The 20,755-nt window shown below is 72.8% G+C and carries 12 protein-coding genes and 3 pseudogenes; 9 read left to right on the forward strand and 6 right to left on the reverse strand.

Going from position 1 to position 20,755, the window contains the following annotated elements:
- The first annotated feature begins 16 nt into the window (after positions 1 to 16).
- A complete protein-coding gene (locus QF032_RS35965) occupies positions 17 to 2,104 on the forward strand; it encodes a ricin-type beta-trefoil lectin domain protein (protein WP_307060500.1) in 2,088 nt (695 codons plus the stop codon).
- Between the two features lie 9 nt (positions 2,105 to 2,113).
- Here QF032_RS35965 and QF032_RS35970 read toward each other — a convergent pair whose 3' ends face one another.
- Together QF032_RS35970 and QF032_RS35975 are read right to left on the reverse strand one after the other, a co-directional pair.
- Positions 2,114 to 3,442 carry an SLC13 family permease gene (locus QF032_RS35970; RefSeq protein WP_373430427.1) on the reverse strand — a complete coding sequence of 443 codons (1,329 nt, stop codon included), beginning with the start codon at positions 3,440 to 3,442 and terminating at the stop codon, positions 2,114 to 2,116.
- A gap of 66 nt (positions 3,443 to 3,508) precedes the next feature.
- On the reverse strand, positions 3,509 to 5,875 hold the full coding sequence (locus tag QF032_RS35975) for a SpoIIE family protein phosphatase (protein ID WP_307059368.1): 2,367 nt from the start codon (positions 5,873 to 5,875) through the stop codon (positions 3,509 to 3,511).
- Between the two features lie 297 nt (positions 5,876 to 6,172).
- Between QF032_RS35975 and QF032_RS35980 the strand changes: the two are divergent.
- A pseudogene (locus QF032_RS35980) lies at positions 6,173 to 9,263 on the forward strand (glycoside hydrolase family 2 TIM barrel-domain containing protein).
- Positions 9,264 to 9,372: 109 nt separating this feature from the next.
- Here the strand turns inward: QF032_RS35980 and QF032_RS35985 are convergent.
- The gene (locus QF032_RS35985) at positions 9,373 to 9,939 is read right to left on the reverse strand and encodes a cysteine hydrolase family protein (RefSeq protein WP_307048493.1); all 567 of its coding nucleotides are present in this window, start codon (positions 9,937 to 9,939) and stop codon (positions 9,373 to 9,375) included.
- 98 nt (positions 9,940 to 10,037) lie between these two features.
- On the opposite strand from QF032_RS35985, the pseudogene QF032_RS35990 reads away from it, so the two are divergent.
- Together QF032_RS35990 and QF032_RS35995 are read left to right on the forward strand one after the other, a co-directional pair.
- Positions 10,038 to 10,583: pseudogene (locus QF032_RS35990) on the forward strand (IS701 family transposase); the annotation flags it as partial.
- 322 nt (positions 10,584 to 10,905) lie between these two features.
- Positions 10,906 to 12,336, forward strand: coding sequence for a non-reducing end alpha-L-arabinofuranosidase family hydrolase (locus tag QF032_RS35995; RefSeq protein ID WP_307059370.1), 1,431 nt, complete (start codon positions 10,906 to 10,908; stop codon positions 12,334 to 12,336).
- Positions 12,337 to 12,422: 86 nt separating this feature from the next.
- Here the strand turns inward: QF032_RS35995 and QF032_RS36000 are convergent.
- A pseudogene (locus QF032_RS36000) lies at positions 12,423 to 12,685 on the reverse strand (AI-2E family transporter); the annotation flags it as partial.
- A 344-nt stretch (positions 12,686 to 13,029) separates the two neighbouring features.
- Here QF032_RS36000 and QF032_RS36005 point away from each other — a divergent pair.
- The 4 genes from QF032_RS36005 (at position 13,030) to QF032_RS36020 (ending at position 18,092) form a co-directional block, all read left to right on the forward strand.
- On the forward strand, positions 13,030 to 15,267 hold the full coding sequence (locus QF032_RS36005) for a glycoside hydrolase family 9 protein (RefSeq protein ID WP_307059372.1): 2,238 nt from the start codon (positions 13,030 to 13,032) through the stop codon (positions 15,265 to 15,267).
- Positions 15,268 to 15,377: 110 nt separating this feature from the next.
- Positions 15,378 to 15,623 carry a hypothetical protein gene (locus QF032_RS36010; protein ID WP_306946289.1) on the forward strand — a complete coding sequence of 82 codons (246 nt, stop codon included), beginning with the start codon at positions 15,378 to 15,380 and terminating at the stop codon, positions 15,621 to 15,623.
- Positions 15,624 to 15,626: 3 nt separating this feature from the next.
- Positions 15,627 to 16,004: a toxin Doc gene (locus tag QF032_RS36015; RefSeq protein ID WP_306946288.1), complete on the forward strand. Its 378-nt coding sequence runs from the start codon at positions 15,627 to 15,629 to the stop codon at positions 16,002 to 16,004.
- Positions 16,005 to 16,460: 456 nt separating this feature from the next.
- Positions 16,461 to 18,092, forward strand: coding sequence for an RICIN domain-containing protein (locus QF032_RS36020; protein ID WP_307048500.1), 1,632 nt, complete (start codon positions 16,461 to 16,463; stop codon positions 18,090 to 18,092).
- Between the two features lie 30 nt (positions 18,093 to 18,122).
- Here the strand turns inward: QF032_RS36020 and QF032_RS36025 are convergent, their stop codons facing one another.
- Positions 18,123 to 19,292 carry a lactate 2-monooxygenase gene (locus QF032_RS36025; RefSeq protein WP_307059375.1) on the reverse strand — a complete coding sequence of 390 codons (1,170 nt, stop codon included), beginning with the start codon at positions 19,290 to 19,292 and terminating at the stop codon, positions 18,123 to 18,125.
- Between the two features lie 484 nt (positions 19,293 to 19,776).
- On the opposite strand from QF032_RS36025, the gene QF032_RS36030 reads away from it, so the two are divergent.
- Positions 19,777 to 20,211, forward strand: coding sequence for a subtilase-type protease inhibitor (locus QF032_RS36030; protein ID WP_306946282.1), 435 nt, complete (start codon positions 19,777 to 19,779; stop codon positions 20,209 to 20,211).
- 253 nt (positions 20,212 to 20,464) lie between these two features.
- Here the strand turns inward: QF032_RS36030 and QF032_RS36035 are convergent, their stop codons facing one another.
- Entirely contained in the window at positions 20,465 to 20,668 is a 204-nt protein-coding gene (locus tag QF032_RS36035; protein WP_306946280.1) for a CDGSH iron-sulfur domain-containing protein, read from the reverse strand.
- Positions 20,669 to 20,755: the final 87 nt, after the last annotated feature.

Here is a 20,755-nt window from a genome sequence, read left to right on the forward strand (position 1 = left end):
CATGCCCCCGGAAGGAATGCAGCCCGTGAATGACGCAGGCCTGTCGAATTCCCCTTCGGCGCGCCGCTTCGACGCGACGGACGAACAGCTCAGCGCGGAGCTGAAGAAGTGGACGGGGGCGTCGCCCGCGCTGCATCCCGTCGGTGAACTGCTGGACCGGCACTGGGAGGCCGCGTTCGCCTACGCCCGGCTGTGCACCGACGACGAGCGCGCGGCCGGCATGCTCACCACGGCCGCCTTCACCCGGCTGTTCGGCGAGACCCTGCGGCAGAACGGTCCGACGGCCGCCTGGCGCCCTCATCTGCTGGTCACCGTTCGCCGTATCGCGGCCGAGTGGGACGCCGACGGCCGCCGTGACCTGCTGCATCCCACACTGCGCTCCGAGGGCGACGGCGACGGCGTGATCGCCGACCGCGCGGCCTCCCTCATGCTGCCGCCCGTGAACCGGCGCATGCTGTCCCGGGCGTTCCAGCGGCTGCCCGAGGCGGCCCGCTGTCTGCTCTGGCACGTCGAGGTCGAGGCGGAGCCCGTGGCGGTCCCGGCCGGCCTGCTGGGCCTCGAGGAGGACGGCGCCCGCGGCGAGTTGAGCCGGTCCCGCGAGCGGTTGCGGGAGGAGTGCCTCCAGGTGCACCGCGAACTCGCCACCGACGACGAGTGCCACCGTTACCACCGACTGCTGGACGTCACCTGCCGACGCGGCGGCGGCGACCTCGACCCCGACCTGCGCACCCACCTGGACGGCTGCCGGCACTGCACCCACACCGCCGACCAGTTGCTGCAGTTCGAGGGGCTGCTCGGCACCGCCCTGGCCGACGGCATCCTGGGCTGGGCCGCCGCGGCCTATGTGGAGATCCGGGTCGCGGGCCGCGGCGAGTCCATCGACCCGGCCGGCGAGAAGACACGCGGTTATGCGGGCGAGGCCTTCACGGACGGGTCCTTCGCGGCCGCCTCGGCCGAGGCCGGAGCCCGGCCCGCGACCCGAGGCCGGATGCGGTCCGGCCTGGCCTCCCGGATCGGGGCCCGCTTCGGCGACCTCTCGTCGACCGCGACCGCGACAGTGACCGGGACGGCCACGGCCCCGGCCGGTCCCGGCGACGGATCCGCGCCCGGCTCCGCGACGGACGCCGACTCCCGCCCCGGCGCGAGCCGTTCGGCGCAGAAGGCGGCCCGTCGCGCCGCCCGCCGGCGCAACCTCGCCGCCGCGGTGCTGACCGTGAGCGGGCTCGTCGTCCTGCCGCTCATGGTGTGGGCCGTGATCGACTCCGGCGAGGGATCCGCCCCGGCGGCCAACAGCGGTGCGGCGGAGCCCGACGCGCCGGGCACGGACAAGGCCACCGGCGAGCCGTCCTGGACCGGCGCCGACGCCGCCGTCCAGGGCACCGTGCGCGGCCGTCTGCACAACGTCGCCTCCGGGCTGTGCATCGGCGTCGAGGGGACCAAGCCGGTCAGTGGCGCCGAGGCCGCACTCGCCGCCTGCACCTCCGCCGCCGGCCAGCAGTGGGCGTACGACCCGAGCGGACTGCTGCGCAGCGCCGCGGCCCCCGACCTCTGCCTCGACTCCCGGCTCGGCTACTCGGTGCGGCTCGCGCCCTGCACGGGCGCCGCCCAGCCGGACGCCAGGAACGTCCAGTACGACTTCACGCTGCAGGGCACGCTCGTCCCGCGCTCCGGCCAGAACCTCGCGCTGGCGCCCGCCGCCACCGACGGCTCGGGCGCGCTCGTCCTGAAGAACCGGGTGGACAGCGCCGCCCAGCGCTGGGTGATCGACACCTCGCGGCCCGACCCGCAGATGCAGTTCGTCAACTGGGGCGCCGACAGCGACCCCTCCGACGCCCCGGCCCCGTCCCCCACGCCGAAAGCCGCGAAGCCCGCGCCCACTCCGACACCGTCCGCCGCCCCGACGGCGTCCGCCGGGGCGTCCCCGGGCGCGGGCGGTGGTTCCTGCTGGTACGGGAACCCCTGCTCCGGCGGCCGGCCCGGCTCGTCCGGCGGCTACGGACACGGCTCCGGCGGATACGGTTACGGAGGTTACGGCGGCAACGGCGGCTACGGGTACGGCGGGTACGGGTACGGCGGGTACGGAGGGTACGGCGCCGGGCGCTGAACCGGGCGGTCAGGCGCCGATCACCTGGAGCGAGGCCCACAGCGCCACCACGGCCGGGATCAGCGCGGCCGGCACCGTGAGCAGGCCGAGCCGGGTGAACTCGCCGACCTCGACGCGCTCTTCGCGTTCCTGCACCACACGCCGCCACAGCAGCGTCGCGAGGGATCCGGCGTAGGTCAGGTTCGGGCCGATGTTCACCCCGAGCAGCACCGCGAGCACCGCCCCGGTTCCGGCCGGGGCGGCGAGCGGCACCAGGACCAGCACCGCGGGCAGGTTGTTGATCAGGTTCGCGAGGACGGCGGCCACCGCGGCGACGGCCAGCAGCGCGAGGAGACCCGAGCCCCCGGGCAGCACGTGCCGCAACGCGCCGGCCAGACCGTTGTCGACCACCGCGCGCACCACGATCCCGAGCGCCAGCACGAACGCGAGGAACCCCGGCGCGGCGGCCCGCACCACGACCAGGGGCGTCACGCGCCGCCGCGCCAGCGCGCGCCCGGCCATGACGAGGGCGCCGGCCAGCGCGGCCCATGCCGGTTCGACCCCGACGGCGGAGGCCACCACGAACCCCGCCAGCGTGCAGGCCACGGTGACCAGCGCGAACAGCGGCAGTTCGGGCTCCGGACCGTCGTCGGCGGTGGGCTCGGCGGCGGGCAGGTCGGCGGCGAAGAAGCGTCGCAGGACCAGGTACTCGGCACCGATCGCGACCACCCACGGCAGCGCCATCAGGGCGGCGAAGCGGGTGAAACTGAGCCCGCTCGTGGTGAACGCCAGCAGGTTGGTGAGGTTGGAGACCGGCAGCAGGAGCGAGGCGGTGTTCGACAGGTGCGCGCACGCGTAGACGTGCGGCCTCGAGCGCACCCCCATGCGGGCCGCGGTGGCGAACACCACCGGCGTCAGCAGCACCACCGTGGCGTCCAGACTGAGCGCCGCCGTGACGGCCGACGCCAGCACGAACACCGCGACCAGCAGGCGCCGGGGCCGGCCTGCCGCCCGGCGGGCCATCCACGCGCCGCACGCGGTGAACAGTCCCTCGACGTCGCACAGGTGCGCCAGCACCAGCACCGCGGCGAGGAAGCCGACGACCGGCCCGAGCCGCTCGGCTTCGGTCAGGGCGTGCTCCGGCGACACCGCCCCCAGGGCGATCAGCACCGCCGCCGCGGGGACGGCGACCAGGGCCTCCGACCGCCCGGCGGGTCGCAGCACCGCCCAGCCGAGAGCGGCGGCGAGCAGGAGGATGGACAGACTTTCGGCGAGCGGGGTGTTCAGGGCGGTTCTCCGGGACGGGGGCGGGACGCTGCCCGCCCATCGAGAGGTCCGGGAGCCCGTACATGAAAACATGTTCGGGTAAGAGCCCGGGCCGGCCGGTTCGGGAGCCCCGTCCGCCGGGTCGGCCCGGGGGCCGCCTCACTCCTCCTCGAGGAGCGCCAGCTCCGCCCAGATCGTCTTGCCCTCGGCGGTGTGCCGGCTGCCCCAGCGCTGGGTGAGCTGGGCGACCAGGAGCAGGCCGCGGCCGCCCTCGTCCCAGGTCTTCGCCCGGCGCAGGTGCGGGGCCGTGTGGCTGTGGTCGGAGACCTCGCAGATCAGCGTCGTCGCGTCATGGATGAGCCGCAGCCGGATGGGGCGGGAGCCGTACCGGATCGCGTTGGTGACGAGCTCGCTCACCACCAGCTCGGTGGTGAACGACGCGTCGCTCAGATCCCAGCGCGACAGCTGCTCGACGGCCTGCTTGCGGATCGGCGCGACCAGCGAGGGGTCGGCCGGGATGTCCCAGGTCGCGACCTGGGAGGCGGGCAGGCCCCGGGTGCGCGCGAGCAGCAGGGCCACGTCGTCGGAGGCGCCGCCGGGCGGCAGCAGGGTGTGCAGGATCCGGTCGCAGGTCTCGTCCAGGGAGCCCGGCGCGTCCGCCAGAGCCTCCCCGAGCATTCGGTGACCGGCGTCCGCGTCCCGCTCGCGGGACTCGACCAGGCCGTCGGTGTAGAAGGCGAGCACACTGCCCTCGGCCACCTCCAGCTCGGCCGACTCGAACGGCAGCCCGCCCACGCCCAGCGGGGGGCCGGCGGGCAGCTCGATCCGCCGGGGCGCGCCGTCCGGCCGCAGCAGCACCGGCGGGGGGTGCCCGGCGCGCGCCAGGGTGCAGCGCCGCGACACGGGGTCGTACACCGCGTACAGGCAGGTCGCGCCGACCTCACCGGGGCTGCCCTCGCCGCCGGCCTCCTCCGACAGCCGGACCACCAGGTCGTCGAGGTGGGTGAGCAGCTCGTCGGGGGCCAGGTCGATGTCGGCGAGGGTGCGCACGGCGGTGCGCAGCCGGCCCATGGTGGCCGAGGCCTGGACGCCGTGTCCGACGACGTCCCCGACGACCATGGCCACGCGCATCCCGGACAGCGGGATGACGTCGAACCAGTCGCCGCCGACCCCGGCGCGGGCGGCCGGCAGATAGCGGGAGGCGGCATCGACGGCGGCCGTGCGCGGCAGGGTCCGCGGCAGCAGACTGCGCTGGAGGGCGAGGGCCGTCTCGCGTTCGCGGGAGTAGCGGCGGGCGTTGTCGATGCAGACGGCGGCGCGGGTCGTGACCTCCTCCGCCAGCAGCACGTCGTCCGGGGAGAAGGGCTCGGGCCGCCGGAACCGGGTGAGGACGGCGACGCCGAGGGTGACGCCCCGGGCCCGGATCGGCACGGACATCGTGGAGTGGATGCCGATCTCCCGCACCCGGGCGGCGCGGGCCGGGTCCCAGGCCAGCCAAGCGTCCAGTCCGCCGCCGGCCACCGTGCCGACGATGGTGCGGCCCGCGGCCAGCGAGTCGGCCTGCGGCGACCCGGCCGGGTAGTCCTGCGCCTCACCGGGCTTGGCCACCGCCTCGGGGCTGCCGGGGTTGACCGAGTGGTGTGCCGCGCGCCGCAGGCTCACCGGCGGGGCGAACCGGGCCGGGGGTTCGCCGTCCTGGGGGTCGAGCAGGTCGACGCTGACGAAGTCGGCGAGCGCGGGGACGCACACCTCGGCCAGCTCCTGGGCGGTGCGGGTCACGTCGAGGGTGCTGCCGATGCGCACGCTCGCCTCGTTGACCAACTGGAGCCGCTCACGGGAGCGGTGGTGCTCGGTGAAGTCGTGGGCTGCCAGGCACACGCCCCGGATCCGGCCGGCCGGGTCGGTCACCGGCGCCATCCGGGCAAGCCAGGCGCGCGCGCGGTCCTCCCCGCCGGCCGGCAGGTACGTCTCGACGTCCCGGGCCCGGCCGCTGTGGAGCACCTGCAGCATGTGCCGTTCGAGTTCGGCGCTCTGCGACCGGCCGCCGATCTCGGAGAGCCGCAGTCCCCTGACGCGCCCCTCGGGGAGCCCGATGACCTCGCTCATCGCGTCGTTGATCCGGCGCAGCCGCAGCTGTTCGTCGTAGACCGCCACGGCGCAGGGGGACTGGGTCAGCCCCGCCATGGCGAGCGGCTCGTCCGCGGGGGCGGGGTCGCTCCCGGTGAGCGGGGTGACGACGAGCCACCGCCCGGCCCGGCCGTCCTCGGAGGGGCTGTGGTGGGCGAGCAGCCAGGTGGGCACCGTACGGCCGTCGCGGTGGCGCAAAGTCACCGTTCCGTCCCAGCGGGAGCCGGTGAGGAGGGGCGGCCGTCCGGTCAGGAGTTCCGCCGCGGGCCGTCCCACGACCTCGTCCGGGGACCAGCCGAGGAGGGCGCGAGCGCCCTCGTTCCACCCGACGAGCGTGCCGACGTCGTCGACGACGGCCCGGGCCGTCGCGGCCTCGTCGAATGGATACTCCGGGCTCATCTCGCCACTCCAACGCGGGCACTCACAGTGAACAGGCACGTCACTTCCGTTCCAGCCTAGTGCGTTCGGCCCGCGCGCGGACCGCGACCCCTGTGGGGCGGCGAAGCAGCGGTCGCGCGCCGGGGTCAAGAGGCGGAACCGGCCGATCTTCTTCGAGGGCGCCCCAAGGGGTTCCGGGGGCGGCGGGGGGCTTCGGCACCCTTGACGGGCTGGAGTGTCGCGTCGTCAGATTCTGTGAGTAAACGATGAGTTGTGAGCACTTCTGGTTTCTGATGTCCAGATGAGGGAGAGCCGCCCATGACGGTCACGCGCAGATCCGTCCTTGCCGCCTCCGCGGCCGCACCGGCCGCCGGAGCGGTCCTCGGCGCCCCGCCGGCCCGGGCCGCCGCGCACGCCACGAGCGCACCGGGGCGCCGTACGATCCCGCTGCGTGACGGCTGGCGGTTCGCGCTGGTCGACCCAGGCGGCCTCTCCGACCCCACCGGCCGGTACGCGGACGCCGCCGACCCCGGCCACGACGACTCCACCTGGCGCGCCGTGGCCGTCCCCCACGACTGGAGCATCGAACAGGCCCCCACCACGCAGAACGGCACGACCAGCGGCACCGGCTTCTTCCCGGGCGGCCTGGGCTGGTACCGGATCGCCTTCCCGCTGTCGCCCGCGCACGCCGGCAAGCGGATCTCGGTCGAGTTCGACGGCGTCTACATGGACTCCACCGTCTACTGCAACGGCGTCGAGGCCGGCCGCCACCCCTACGGCTACACCGGTTTCGCCTTCGACCTCACCGACCTGCTGCACACCGACGGCGTCACCGACAACGTGATCGCGGTCAGGGTCCAGAACCGGCTGCCGAGCAGCCGCTGGTACTCCGGCAGCGGCATCTACCGCGAGGCCCGTCTGGTCGTCACGGAGCCGGTGCACGTGACCCGCTGGGGCACGTACGTCACCACCCCGGAGGTCACCGGGAAGCGGGCCGTGGTCCGGGTCGCCACCACCGTGGCGAACGCGTCCGGCGCGGGCGCGGACGTCGAGATCGTCTCCCGGATCCGCGCGCCTCACGGCCGCACGGTCGCCCGTACGTCCTCCACGGTGGCCGTGACCGAGCGGACCACCGAGACCCACGAGCTCTCCGTGGCGGGTCCCCGGCTGTGGGACTTCGCGACCCCGCACCACCGCTACACCCTGGAGACCGAACTGCGCGTCGACGGCCGGGTCGTCGACTCCTGCCGCACCCCGTTCGGCATCCGCACCTTCCGCTTCGACCCGGACGAGGGGTTCCACCTCAACGGCGTCCACGCCAAGATCAAGGGCGTCGACCTCCATCACGACCTGGGCGCGCTCGGCGCCGCGGTCAGCGTCGACGCGATCCGCCGACAGATGACGATCATGAAGTCGATGGGCGTCAACGCGTTCCGCACCTCGCACAACCCGCCCTCGCCGGAGATGGTCCGGGTCTGCGAGGAACTCGGCATCGTGATGCTGGTGGAGGCGTTCGACTGCTGGAAGACCGGCAAGACGCGGTACGACTACGGGCGGTTCTTCGACGAGTGGTGCGAGCCGGGACGCCACCGAGATGGTGCTCGCGGCCCGCAACTCGCCGGCCGTCGTGCTGTGGTCCATCGGCAACGAGATCCCCGACTCCACCTCCACCGCCGGTCTCGCCATGGCCGACCGGATCATCGCCGCGATCAGGGCGGCGGACGACACCCGCCCGCTCGTCATCGGCTCGGACAAGTACCGCAGGCCGCCCGCCAAGGGCACCGCCGCCGACCTGATGCTGGCGAAGCTGGACGGCCTCGGCCTCAACTACAACACCGCCCAGTCCGTGGACGCCCTGCACGCGGCCTATCCGCACCTGTTCCTCTTCGAGTCCGAGTCGTCCTCGGAGACCTCGACCCGGGGCGCGTACCAGGAGCCCGAGCACCTCAACACGGGCGAGAACCACACCCCGGGCGGGCGGGCCACCTCGTCCTACGACAACAACCTCGCCTCCTGGACGATGAGCGGCGAGTACGGGCACAAGAAGGACCGGGACCGGAAGTGGTTCACCGGGCAGTTCCTGTGGTCCGGCATCGACTACATCGGCGAGCCGACGCCGTACGACGTGTTCCCGGTCAAGGCGTCCTTCTTCGGCGCGGTCGACACGGCCGGCTTCCCCAAGGACATGTACCACCTGTTCCGCAGTCAGTGGGTCGACGAGCCCATGGTCCACCTGCTGCCCATGACCTGGAACCACGAGCCGGGCGACACGGTCGAGGTGTGGGCGTACTCCAACGTCGACACCGTCGAGCTGTACCTCGACGGGAAGTCCCTGGGCGTGCGCACGTTCGACGTGAAGCGGACCGTCGACGGACGTGCCTACCTGGAGACCACCGAGGCGACCGGCGACGACAAGACCTTCACCACCGGGCCCTACCCCGGCAGCTACACCAGTCCGGGCGGCAGCGCCGGCAAGCTGCATCTGACGTGGCGGGTGCCGTACGCGCCGGGCGTGCTGAAGGCGGTGGCCCGCAGGAAGGGCAGGACGGTCGCCACCGACGTCCTGCGCACGGCGGGCGCCCCGCACGCCGTGCGCCTCACCGCCGACCGCGGGTCCCTCCCGGCGGACGGGCGGTCGCTGGTCTTCGTGACCGCCGATGTCGTCGACGCACGCGGGACCGTGGTGCCCGACGCCGAGCACCTCATCTCCTTCGAGGTGAGCGGAGGCTCCCTCGCGGGCCTCGACAACGGCCGGCAGGAGAGCGCCGAGCGGTATCAGGCCACCACCCGCACCGCCTTCCACGGCAAGGCGCTCGCCGTCGTGCGCTCAGGCGTCCAGGCCGGAGCCCTGAAGGTGACCGCGCGGGCGGACGGCCTGCGCGGGGGCACGGTCACGGTGCGCGCCACGCCCGCCCGCCAGGTCGCGACCACCCCGGCCGCCGCCTTCACCGCGGACCTCCCCGCCCCGGCCGGCCTCCCCAGGCCGGACGCCAGTTTTTCCGGCCGCCCGGACACCCTGCCGGCCGCGATGCTGGACGGCGACCCGGCCACCGGGTGGTCCAACGCGTTCGTCAAGGCGGCCACCGCCCTGCTGCCCGCCTTCAGCGGGGCCCGGCCGAAGGACTGGGTGTCGGTGGACTACGGACGCACCAGGGTGTTCGACCGGGTGGAGGTGTCCTTCACCGTCGACGCCGCGCACAGCCTGCCCGCCTCGGTGACGGCCGAGGTCTGGGACGGCCGGCGGTACGTGCCGGTCACCGGGGCGGTCGTCGACTGGGCCACCGCGTCGAACACGCCCACGGCGCTCACCTTCGACCCCGTGCGCGGCTCGAAGCTCCGGCTGAGCCTCACCAGCGGCGCGCCCGGCACGGCCCGCGGCGCGGTGCGTATCACGAGGTGGGAGGCGTGACCGCCTGACCGGTCCGGGCCGCGGGCCGCGGGGCGCCCCGGCCGGGACCACCGGCCCGGGCGCCACCGCACGCCGGCGCCCGCGCGTCCGCGACGCCCGCATGAGCGCCTCAGAGCGCTTCGGCCCCCGCGAACGTCACCTTCGCCGTGTCCACCGTGCCGGCGGTGCGGCCGGGCGCGCTCTGCCACGACCAGTACAGATTGGTGTGGGCGATGACCTGCTCCGGGGCCGGCGCGCCGTACTCGCTGAGGTCCTCCGTGGTGTGCGCGTCGCCGACCAGCGTCACGTCGTAGCCCCGGACGAAGGCGCCGTGCAGGGTCGAGCGGATGCACGCGTCCGTCTGCGCGCCCGTGACGACGACCCGGCCCACCCCGTGTCCGGCGAGCACCGACTCCAGTTCCGTGTCCTCGAAGGAGTCGAAGTAGCTCTTGTGCACGAGCGGCTCCGGGTCGAGGCGGACCAACTCCTCGACGTACTGCCAGTTCTCGCTGCCGCGCACCAGTTCGCCGTCCGAGTGCTGCACCCAGACGACCGGCGCCCCCTGCGCGCGGGCGGTGTCGATCAGGGTGCGGATGTTGGCGATCACCTCGTCGCGCCGGGGCGCGCCCGCCACCACGCCTTTCTGGACGTCGATGACGAGCAGGGCCGTACGCGGCCGGTCGGGCAGGGTGGTCATGGAGGTTCCCCGATCTCGCAGCGCTGTGCGGACTGTCCACCCTAGTACTGCAACGGTCTTTACCATGACTGCTGGCCAGCTCGGTCGTTGGTGTGGTTATGGGTGGGGACCTTGCTGATGTCGGGTTGTGGGCGGGGAACTTGATGCTCTGCATGAGCGGTTCGTGCACCGGTTCAACCGGGAGGAGCCGAGGCAGTCGGCGCTGGCTTGCATGCGAAATCTGGTTGCGCCGCTGCAGCGGAAGAACGGCTGGACGCCGGCGGAGGAGGCCGGGCACACGGGTCCCGATCGCATCCACCGGCTGCTGAACCGGATCGAGTGGGACGGTCACGGCGGACGCCGCCTACGGCTACAGCAAGGGCTGGCGGTTCGAGCTGGAGCAGGCGGACGTCTTCCACGTCATGGCCACCACCCGGCACGACACCGTCGTCGCCCGCTGGTCCATCGACCATCCCGTGCACGAGCTGTTTCCCGGCCTTCCGCGGCAGAAATGGAAACGCCGGTCCTGCGGTGAAGGAGCCCATGGCCGTCGGATCTTTGACTGGGCCCGCGTGGAGGTTCGGCCCTGGCACCGCGAGGACCGTCGGCACTGGGTCCTCGCCCGCCGCACCGACCGCCGCCCCACCCCGGTCGACCACATCTTGCACTGGTCCCACTGGTCCCACTGGCGCCGACGACGCCAGCACCAGGCCCGCATCAGCCACCACAAACGACGCGGACACAGCCCCTGGAAACCGCCCAGCAATCAGAACAAGCACCGTTGCAGTACTGGGCCTTCTTCCGGCTCGTGACTTTTCCGGCTCGTGAATTCCGTGAGAAGTATTGACGCCGGTGGCCGGATCTTTATTATCCACTCGCTCGACACTTCGATCGATGTTCGAAATCACGAACATAGTTGTGCCGCACCACCATTCGCACAGCCTCCGAGGGGCCGGCAGAGCCGCGCACTCAGAAAACGAGGTCCCCATGCACAGACTCAGCTTCAGCCGCAGACGTCCGTCCGCGGTGCTCGCCGCCACGACCGCGACCCTGGTCTCGCTGACGGCGCTGCTGGTCGCCAGTCCGACCGCCCAGGCAGCCAGTAGTGGCGCCCTGCGCGGCGTCGGCTCCAACCGGTGTCTCGACGTGCCGGGCGCCAGTCAGACCAATGGCACCAGCACCCAGATCTGGGACTGCTGGGGCGGGAACAACCAGCAGTGGACGCTGACGGACAGCAACCAGCTGACTGTGTACGGCAACAAGTGTCTGGACGTCCCTGGCCACGCCACCACGTCCGGAACCCGGCCGGTGATCTGGGACTGCAACGGCGGGACCAACCAGCAGTGGCGGGTGAACGCCGACGGCACGGTCGTCGGCACGGAGTCCGGGCTGTGCCTGAGCGTCACGGGTGCCGGCACGGCCAACGGCACGGCGGTGGAGATCGCGACGTGCAACGGCGGCAGCAACCAGAAGTGGTCCGGCCTGACCCCGTCGGGCACCACGTGTGCTCTTCCGTCGACGTACAACTGGACCTCGACCGCACCGCTCGCGCAGCCGGCGAACGGGTGGTACTCCGAGAAGGACTTCACCACCGTGACGTACCAGGGCAAGCACCTGGTCTACGGGACGTACGCCGACGCCAGCGGCTGGCACTCGATGGGCTTCGGCCCCTTCACGAACTGGTCGGACATGGCGACGGCCCCCCAGACCGCCATGAGCCAGGGCGCGGTGGCGCCGACGCTGATCTACTTCGCGCCCAAGAACATCTGGGTGATGGCCTCCCAGTGGGCCGGCGGCTGGAAGTTCAACTACCGCACGTCGACCGACCCCACCAACCCCAACAGCTGGTCCGCGCCGCAGGCGCTGTTCACCGGCGAGCTCCCCAGCACCGAAAGCGGCGTGGGCGCGCTCGACCAGACCCTGATCGCCGACGACCAGAACATGTACCTGTTCTTCGCCGGTGACAACGGCAAGATCTACAAGACGAGCATGTCGCTCGCGAACTTCCCGGGCAACTTCGGCTCGTCGTACACGACGGTCATCAGCGACACCGTGGACAAGGTGTTCGAGGCGCCGGAGGTCTACAAGGTCCAGGGTCAGAACCAGTACCTCATGATCGTCGAGGCGAGGGGCGCGAACGGGCGCTACTTCCGCTCGTACACCGCCTCCAACCTGAACGGTCCGTGGACCGTGCAGGCCGGCAGCGAGAGCAGCCCCTTCGCGGGCAAGGCCAACAGCGGTGCCACCTGGACCAACGACATCAGCCACGGTGACCTGGTCCGCAACAACCCCGACCAGACCAAGACCATCAACCCCTGCAACCTGCAGTTCCTCTACCAGGGCAGGGGCGCCACCCCGAACGGCGCCGACTACCTGACGTGGCCGTACCGGCCGGGTGTCCTCACCCTGCAACGCTGATCCGCCTGACACGCACCGCCTGAAGGAACCCCAGCCGCCCGCCGGCTGGGGTTCCTCCCCTTTGGCGGGCGGCGGGCCCCCGGGGGTCATCCCGCCGTTCCGGCGATCTCCTTCGGCCGCGTGGGTTCGGCCCGGTCCGCGCCGTCGCCGTACCGGGAGCGCAGCTCCGACAGCACGCCGAACGCCGCCGCAGTCAGCGGCACCGACAGGAGCATGCCGAGGATGCCGGCGATGGAGGCGCCCGCCGTGAGCGCCGGCAGGATCGCCGCCGGGCGCATCTGCACGGTCCGGCTGTGGATCACCGGCTGGAGCACGCTCCCTCGAGGATCTGCACCGCGAACACCACGCCGCGCCCACCCCACGAACGACGCGGACACAGCCCCTGAAAAGTGCCCAGCACTCAGAACAAGTACCGTTGCAGTACTAGGACGCCCCACTGACAACGACCCGCCGGTACGGTTGCCGTCCGCGCGGCCCCAGCGACGCGGCCCCGCCGACGCGCCCGAGCGGAACCGCCCCGGCGACGCGCCCCAGCGACGCGGCCCCGCGGCGACGCCCCGAGGTCATTTCGTCCGCACCGTTGACGGGGTGTCATGACTGCAACAAGCATGTCCTTCGACCCTCCCTGGGAGCGCTCCCATCGGTCCGCCCGGTTCCGTGCGGAGCGTCCCGCGTCTTCCGAGGAGCCCGGACGTGAACCGACGCAGAACCGCCCTGCTGTCCCTCGCGGCCCTGCTGGGCGCGGCGCTCACCGCGCTGCCCGCCCAGCAGGCCGGTGCCGACGAGACCGAACAGGTCAGGAACGGCACCTTCGACACGACCGCCGATCCGTGGTGGACCAGCAACGTCACCGCCGGCCTCACCGACGGTCGGCTCTGCGCCGACGTGCCCGGCGGCACCGTCAACCGCTGGGACTCCGCCGTCGGCCAGAACGACATCACCCTGCTGAAGGGGACGACGTACCGGTTCTCCTTCAGCGCCTCCGGAGTGCCCGAGGGGCATGTGGTGCGCGCCGTCGTGGGCCTCGGGGCGGCGCCGTACGACACCTGGTACGAGGCGACGCCGGTGCTGAGCCCGTCGGGGTCGTACGCGTACACCTTCACCGCACCCGTCGACAGCGCCCAGGGGCAGGTCGCCTTCCAGGTCGGCGGCAGCGCCGACCCCTGGCGGTTCTGCCTGGACGACGTGTCGCTGCTGGGCGGGGTGCCGCCCGAGGTGTACGAGCCCGACACCGGACCGCGGGTGCGCGTCAACCAGGTCGCCTACCTGCCCGGCGGGCCCAAGAACGCCACGCTGGTGACGGACGCCGCCGGCAGACTGCCCTGGCGGCTGAGGAACGCCGCCGGGACGACGGTCGCGAAGGGCTGGAGCGTGCCGCGCGGTCTCGACGCCTCCTCCGGCCAGCGCGTGCACTCCATCGACTTCGGCGCCTTCCGCAAGGGCGGCACCGGCTTCACCCTGGTCGCCGACGGGGAGACCAGCCGCCCGTTCGACATCGGCACGGCCGCCTATCGGCGGCTGCGCGTCGACGCGGCGAAGTACTACTACACGCAGCGCAGCGGCATCGCGATCCGCGACGACCTGCGGCCCGGATACGGCAGGGCCGCCGGACACGTGGGCGTCGCGCCCAACCAGGGCGACGCGTCGGTGCCCTGCCGGCCCGGGGTGTGCGACTACACCCTCGACGTCTCCGGCGGCTGGTACGACGCCGGGGACCACGGCAAGTACGTCGTCAACGGGGGCATCGCGGTCTGGGAGCTGATGAGCACCTACGAACGCTCCCTGCACGCCCGCACCGGGCATCCGGCCGCGCTCGGCGACGGCACGCTCGCCCTGCCCGAGAGCGGCAACAGGACGCCGGACATCCTCGACGAGGCCCGCTGGGAGCTGGACTTCCTGCTGAGGATGCAGGTGCCGGCCGGACAGCCGCTGGCGGGCATGGCCCACCACAAGGTCCACGACGAGCAGTGGACGGGCCTGCCGCTGCTGCCGGACGACGACCCGCAAAAGCGCGAGCTGCACCCGCCGACGACCACCGCGACCCTCAACCTGGCCGCTGCCGCCGCCCAGGCGGCCCGGCTCTACAAGCCCTACGACAAGGCGTTCGCGGCCAAGGCGCTGAAGGCGGCGCGCACCGCCTGGGCGGCCGCCGTGGCGCACCCGAAGGTGTACGCCGACCCGGCCGACGCCACCGGCGGCGGCGCCTACAACGACGACGACGCGACCGACGAGTTCTACTGGGCGGCGGCCGAGCTGTACCTGACCACGGGGGAGAAGCAGTACGCCGACTTCGTCGCCGGCTCGCCCGTGCACACCGCCGACGTGTTCGTCCCCTACGGATTCGACTGGTCCCGCACTGCCGCCGCCGGGCGGCTCGACCTCGCCCTCGTGCCCAGCAAGCTGCCGGGACGGGACAAGGTGCGCCGGTCGGTGGTGCGCGGCGCGGACACCTATCTGGCCGCCCTGGCGGCACAGCCGTACGGCATGCCCTACGCGCCCGACGGCAACCGCTACGACTGGGGTTCCAGTCACCAGGTCCTGAACAACGCCGTGGTGATCGCCACCGCCTACGACCTGACCGGCGCCTCGAAGTACCGTGACGGGGCCCTCGAGAGCATGGACTACGTCCTCGGCCGCAACGCCCTCAACATCTCGTACGTCACCGGCTACGGCGAGGTGAACTCCCACCGTCAGCACAGCCGTTGGTACGCCCACCAGCTCGACCCGAGCCTGCCGGACCCGCCGGCCGGAACCCTCGCGGGCGGGCCGAACTCGAGCATCCAGGACCCCTTCGCGCAGGGCAAGCTCCAGGGGTGCGTCGGACAGTTCTGCTACATCGACGACATTCAGTCCTGGTCGACGAACGAGACGGCGATCAACTGGAATGCGGCGCTGGCCCGGATGGCGTCCTTCGTGGCGGATCAGCAATAGGACGCCACCGGTCGGGAGCGAGCACGGACGAACATCTTCTGGTACCGCGCGGTCATCAGTTTGACCTGGGGAGATTTACGAGTAAGTACCCGCGCGGTACCGTGAAGGGCATGCCAGCCCTCAATGTGGAGTTCAGCGATCGCGAGCTGGAGGACCTGCGGCAGATCGCCAAGGAACGCGGTACGTCGATGAAGGCACTCGTGCGGGAGGCGGCCGCCGCCGACATCGCGCGGCACCGGGCGCTGCAGGAGGGCGCGGAGGAATTTCGCAGGTTCTTCGCGTCCCACGCCGACGAGTTCGCGGCCGCTTTCCCCGACGACGAGCACGCCGCCAGGAGCGAGGGGCGGGTCGCCTGACCGATGACAGCCGTCATCCACATCGACGTGCCCTGGCTGCTCCAGCGCCATGAAGAGGTCCTGCCCGAGCAGCCCACCGTCAACGACTTCTCGGCCCTGGTCGCGGCCGTCGCCCGGCACCGGGTCGACCCGCCCAGACTGGGCGTGGACTCCGATCCCGCCTGGCGGGCGGCCGCACTGCTGCACACGCTCACCCTGCTCAGGCCGCTGCCCTCGGCCAACGCCCGCTTCGCCTGTGCGACGGCGGTGGCGTACATGTTCACCAGCGGCGTCGGCATCGATCCGCCGTACGGCGCGCTCGTCGACCTCGCCCGGGATCTCCTCGACGGGAAGACCGACGTGTACGGCGCGGCGGACCGGCTGCGTTCCTGGCAGATATGACGCGGGTCCACGGGACGCCGAAGGGAAAACCTTCCGGGCCGCCGGCCGAGGGCGGGAGGAACAGGGCCGGCGGCCGTTTCGCGCAGGAGAGCCGCCGTCCTGCGCGGGGCCTCCGAGGAAGTGGCCGGTTCCACCCAACTACCCGGGCCGGTGCGGCGGGAGCGTGCGCGGAGCCTCGCCGCGTGCGCGTGTTTCACACGGGGCGCAAGAACGGATTCCGACCGGAACACCCTGCCTCGCGGAAAGACGCCGTACGAGGTGGGAGCCGCTTTTCGCTTATCGACTTTCCATCAACAAAGGGCGCCTTCGGCTCTCGCCTTGTTGCGCGCGACTTAGTTGTGCAAAGGTGAACCACCCGTGCGGGGGATCATGGCCAGGTCCCCTGCGTTCGTCGGCGGAGGCGAATTGGCGCTCCCTGCCCGCACCGAACAGGTACGTACCAAAGGAATTCGCTCAGTGCCCACCCCCCAGCCTCCGCTTCCGCCCTACCCCCCGCCGGGCGAGGGCCCCGGAGAATCCGACGAGTCCCTCGCCGCCGGAATCCGCGGCGGCGCGGACAGCGAGGTCGCCCAGTCCACGGCGCTGCTGATCGCCCGGCACTGGCGGCCGGCGCACGAGTACGCGGTCATCTGCCTCGCCTCCTCCGGAAGCGTCGCGTCGATGATCACCGCAGCCGCCTTCCACCAGGTCTTCGACCGGCTCAAGCTGGGCGAGCCGGGCACCGCGCTGCGCCCCCGACTGCTGGTGACCGTCCGGGACATGGCCCGGCTGTGGTCCGCCGACGAGCAGCTGTCGGGCGTCCTGCCCGTGCTGCGCAAACCGGCCGGGGCCCGGGGCATGCGCACCGCGAAGTCCATGACCCCGGAGAACCGGGTGCTGGCGGAACGCTCGTTCCAGGGACTTCCCGCGGTCGCCCGCTGCGTGCTGTGGCACGTGGAGGTCGAGGCCGAGCAGATCACCGTCGCGGCCGGACTGCTCGGCATGGACACCGAGACCGTGTCCGCGGCCCTCGAACAGGCCCGCGACAAGCTGCGCGAGGGCGTCGTGCGCGCCCACCGGGAACTCGCGCCGAGCAAGGACTGCCGCTTCTACAACCGACTGCTGGACGTGCCCATCCGGCGCGGCGGCGAACTCCTGCCCGACGTGCGCAAGCACCTGGACGAGTGCCGCTACTGCCGCTCCGCCGCCGAACAGCTCGGCGGCTTCGAGAACGGCCTCGGCCTGCTGCTCGCCGAGGCGGTGCTCGGCTGGGGCGCCCGCCGCTACCACGACACCCGGCCCGGCCGGGCCCGTCAGCAGACCGTGCGCCTGAAGGGCTCGGCACGCCACCGCGGCGGCGGCACCCGCGGCCGGCGCGGCGCCCTGCTCGCGAAGATCCCCACGCCGCGCCGGCGCACGTCCGACGGCCCGCGCTCGGCGCGCAGACTGTTCGCCGGCGTCGGCCTGGCCTCGGCCGGCCTGGTGACCACCCTGCTCGCGGCCGGCCTGTGGACGGACGGCGGCGGCGCCGACCCCGCCTCCTCCAGCACCGGCGTCCCCGGCACCGACTCGCAGACCGCCACCGCCTCGCCGACCGCCCCCGGCACCGCCCGCCTGCCCGCCACGCCCCGGCAGACCAGGCTGCGCAACGCCGCCGCCGACCTGTGCCTGGACGTCCGCGGCGAGGCGAAGGCGGGCGCCTCCGTCGAGCTGGCGGGCTGCTCGTCCGAGGTGACCCAGCAGTGGTCGTACGGCGACGACGGCCAGGTGCGCAGCGTGGCCCGGCCCGACCTGTGCGTGGACTCGCACGTGGACGCCGGCGTCGTCATCCTCGGCGGGTGCGTCGACGCCACCGACGCCCGCGGCGACGACGTCCGCTACGACCTCACCGCGCAGGGCGAGTTGCTGCCCCGCTGGGACGACGCGCTCGCGCTCGCCCCGGCCGGCGAGAACGCGGGCAGCGACGTGGTGGTGAAGGTGCGCGACCACTCGGCGAGTCAGCGCTGGCTCACCGACGCCCCCTCGGCGAGCCCGGGCTCCCTCGCCGTCGCCGGCACCGACGCGCCGGCCTCGGCCCGGCCCGTCGACCTGGCGGACGGGGCCGTCTGAGGCCCGGTCCGTCCGGGCCCGGGCGGACCGTCAGCCGCCGTCCTCGACGAGGTCCTCGGGGCCGACGGTCGACGGGCCGCGGTGACCGCAGAGGGCAAGCGTGAGGTCGAACTCGGCGAGCAGGCAGCGGATCACGTGCTCGACGCCGGACTGTCCGTCCAGGCCCAGCCCGTAGACGTAGGGCCGGCCGAGCAGGACCGCCCGTGCGCCGAGGGCGAGGGCCTTGAAGACGTCGTCCCCGGTGCGCACCCCGCTGTCGAACAGCACGCTCAGCCGGTCGCCGACCGCCCGCGCCACCCGGGGCAGCGCGTCGGCGGCCGCCACCGAGCCGGCCACCTGCCGGCCGCCGTGGTTGGAGACCACCACGCCGTCCATCCCGGCGTCCGCCGCCAGTCGGGCGTCGTCCGGGTGCAGCACGCCCTTGAGGACGATCGGGCCGTCCCAGTTCTCCCGCAGGAAGGCCAGGTCCGGCCAGGTCTTGCCGGGGTCCGCGAACAGGTTCACGAAGTGCAGCACGGCCGCGTTCGGATCCTCGTGCACGGTCTTGGCGAGACCTGCCGCGAAGGCGGGGTCGGTGAAGTAGTTGGCCGTGCCCACGCCGTGCAGGAACGGCAGGTAGGCCTGGTCCAGGTCACGGGGCCGCCAGGCCAGCATCGGGGTGTCGAGGGTGACGACCAGCACCGTGAAGCCGCTCGCCCTCGCCCGGCCCAGAAAGCTGCGGGTGACCTCACGGTCCTTGGACCAGTACAGCTGGAACCAGCGCTCGGCGTCCCCCATCGCCTCGGCCACCTGCTCGATCGGCGTGCTGGAGGCCGACGACAGGATGTACGGGACGCCGTGTGCGGCCGCCGCCCGGGCCGCCGCGGACTCCGCCTCCGGATGCATGATCGACAGCACCCCGACCGGCGCCAGCGCCAGCGGCGCGGGCAGCGCGCGGCCCAGTACCTCGACCGACAGGTCCCGCTCGCGCACGTCGCGCAGCATGCGCGGCACGATCCGGCGGCGTTCCAGCGCCGCCCGGTTGGCCCGCGCGGTGCTGCCGTCGCCCGCGCTGCCCGCGACGTAGCCGACCGGCCCCGGTCCGAGCCGCCCCTCGGTGAGCTCCTCCAGCCGGGTCAGGTCGGTGGGCAGCCGGGGAACCGCGCCGGTCATCCCGTTGAGGTAGATCTCGTACTGGAAGTCCCCCCAGTGCTCGGCCATCCGTCCGTGCCGCCTCTCGTCGTCCCGTCATCCCCGTCGTCCCGTCGCGCAGTCGCTCGGGCGTGGTGCCGCAGGGGCGACCATACCGGCGGGTCGGCGCCGTGGTCCCGGTCCGTGCCGGCTCTCCGGGCGCGATCCCGCCGGGGTCTTCGAGGGACTCCCGCGGGGTGGTGCGCGGTCGCCCCGGCCGGCCTCCGGAGAGATCGTCGGGGGCTCGGGGGCGCTAGCGGAATGTTTCAGGCCGATTAACGAAGCTACGAGAACCGGTCACCGAATCGACCCAAGGGATCATGAAGCGCTTGCTTTCGGCGTTGGAACGTTCGAATTTGGTGACTTCGCGCCACTGATTCAATACGCAAGGTTACCGAAACGCATGGGGTCGATGTGAGATTCGGCGGCGGACTCGGCAGACTCGCGCTCGCCGCGTTCGGCACCGACCGAGTCGGACCGGCACACCCCCGAATCGAGCGGAAGGATGCACACAATGCGGAACACCGCGCGCTGGGCAGCGACCCTCGGCCTCACGGCCGCAACCGTCTGCGGATCCCTCACCGGATCCGCGCTCGCCGCCCCGGCCGCAGCGCCGACCTCCCTGTACGCCCCGTCGGCACTCGTGCTGACCGTGGGCCACGGAGAGACCGCCGCCACCGCCAACGCGGCCCGGGCCGTCACCCTGAGCTGCGCCCCGACGCCCTCCGGCACGCACCCGGCCGCCGCCCTGGCCTGCGCCGAACTGCGCGCCGCCGGCGGTGACCCGGAACTCCTGGCGGGCCCGGGCCACGCCGTGTGCACCCGGCAGTACGACCCGGTGGTCGTCACCGTGGACGGCGTGTGGCAGGGCAGGCGCGTGGCCTTCGCGCACACCTTCGCCAACGAGTGCGTGAAGAACGCTGCCGAGAGCAGCCTCTTCGCGTTCTGAGGACCGGGATCACGTGGTCCCCGTGGACACCGAGGGCAGGCTCGTGAAGTGGGGAGTGCGAGCCCCTGACGCGGGACCGCTGTGATCTCGTACCCGGAGGCCGGACCGGCGGTGTGGGGCTGCCGCCGGCCTCCGGGCTTTTCGTGTACGACCCGGCCGCGAGCGGACGGGTCCGTCGCGTGCGACCGGCTCTGCGCACGCGACCCGGCCGCACCCGCCCGCGCGGGTGCGGCCTTCGGGCGGCAGGGGCCCGTCAGGAACGCTCCCGGTCCCGGTGGCTGGTGTCGCACCAGGGGTAGCGGCGACTGCGCCGGCAGGTGCACAGGGCGACCCGGAAGCGGTCGGAGGAGACGGTGGTGCCGTCCTCCAGCTCCACCTCCACCGGACCCTCGACGAGCAGGGGCCCCCGGCGGCGGACGGTGATCCGGCAGGGCTTGTCGGCGGGGGAGTTCGACACGGGCGACCACCAGCTCCTCGTTCTCGTCGTTTCTCGTCGTTTCCCGTCCTCGGTTCTCGACGCCTCTCGACGCCTCTCGGCGCGCCG

This window comes from Streptomyces achromogenes, from assembly GCF_030816715.1.
GTDB lineage: Bacteria > Actinomycetota > Actinomycetes > Streptomycetales > Streptomycetaceae > Streptomyces > Streptomyces achromogenes_A.

Bases quoted from the DNA above. Each gene is read 5' to 3' on its own strand.
- QF032_RS35965 (WP_307060500.1), top strand. From the start codon at position 17: ATGCAGCCCGTGAATGACGCAGGCCTGTCGAATTCCCCTTCGGCGCGC.
- QF032_RS35970 (WP_373430427.1), bottom strand. From the start codon at position 3,442: ATGTTTTCATGTACGGGCTCCCGGACCTCTCGATGGGCGGGCAGCGTC.
- QF032_RS35975 (WP_307059368.1), bottom strand. From the start codon at position 5,875: ATGAGCCCGGAGTATCCATTCGACGAGGCCGCGACGGCCCGGGCCGTC.
- QF032_RS35985 (WP_307048493.1), bottom strand. From the start codon at position 9,939: ATGACCACCCTGCCCGACCGGCCGCGTACGGCCCTGCTCGTCATCGAC.
- QF032_RS35995 (WP_307059370.1), top strand. From the start codon at position 10,906: ATGCACAGACTCAGCTTCAGCCGCAGACGTCCGTCCGCGGTGCTCGCC.
- QF032_RS36010 (WP_306946289.1), top strand. From the start codon at position 15,378: ATGCCAGCCCTCAATGTGGAGTTCAGCGATCGCGAGCTGGAGGACCTG.
- QF032_RS36015 (WP_306946288.1), top strand. From the start codon at position 15,627: ATGACAGCCGTCATCCACATCGACGTGCCCTGGCTGCTCCAGCGCCAT.
- QF032_RS36025 (WP_307059375.1), bottom strand. From the start codon at position 19,292: ATGGCCGAGCACTGGGGGGACTTCCAGTACGAGATCTACCTCAACGGG.
- QF032_RS36030 (WP_306946282.1), top strand. From the start codon at position 19,777: ATGCGGAACACCGCGCGCTGGGCAGCGACCCTCGGCCTCACGGCCGCA.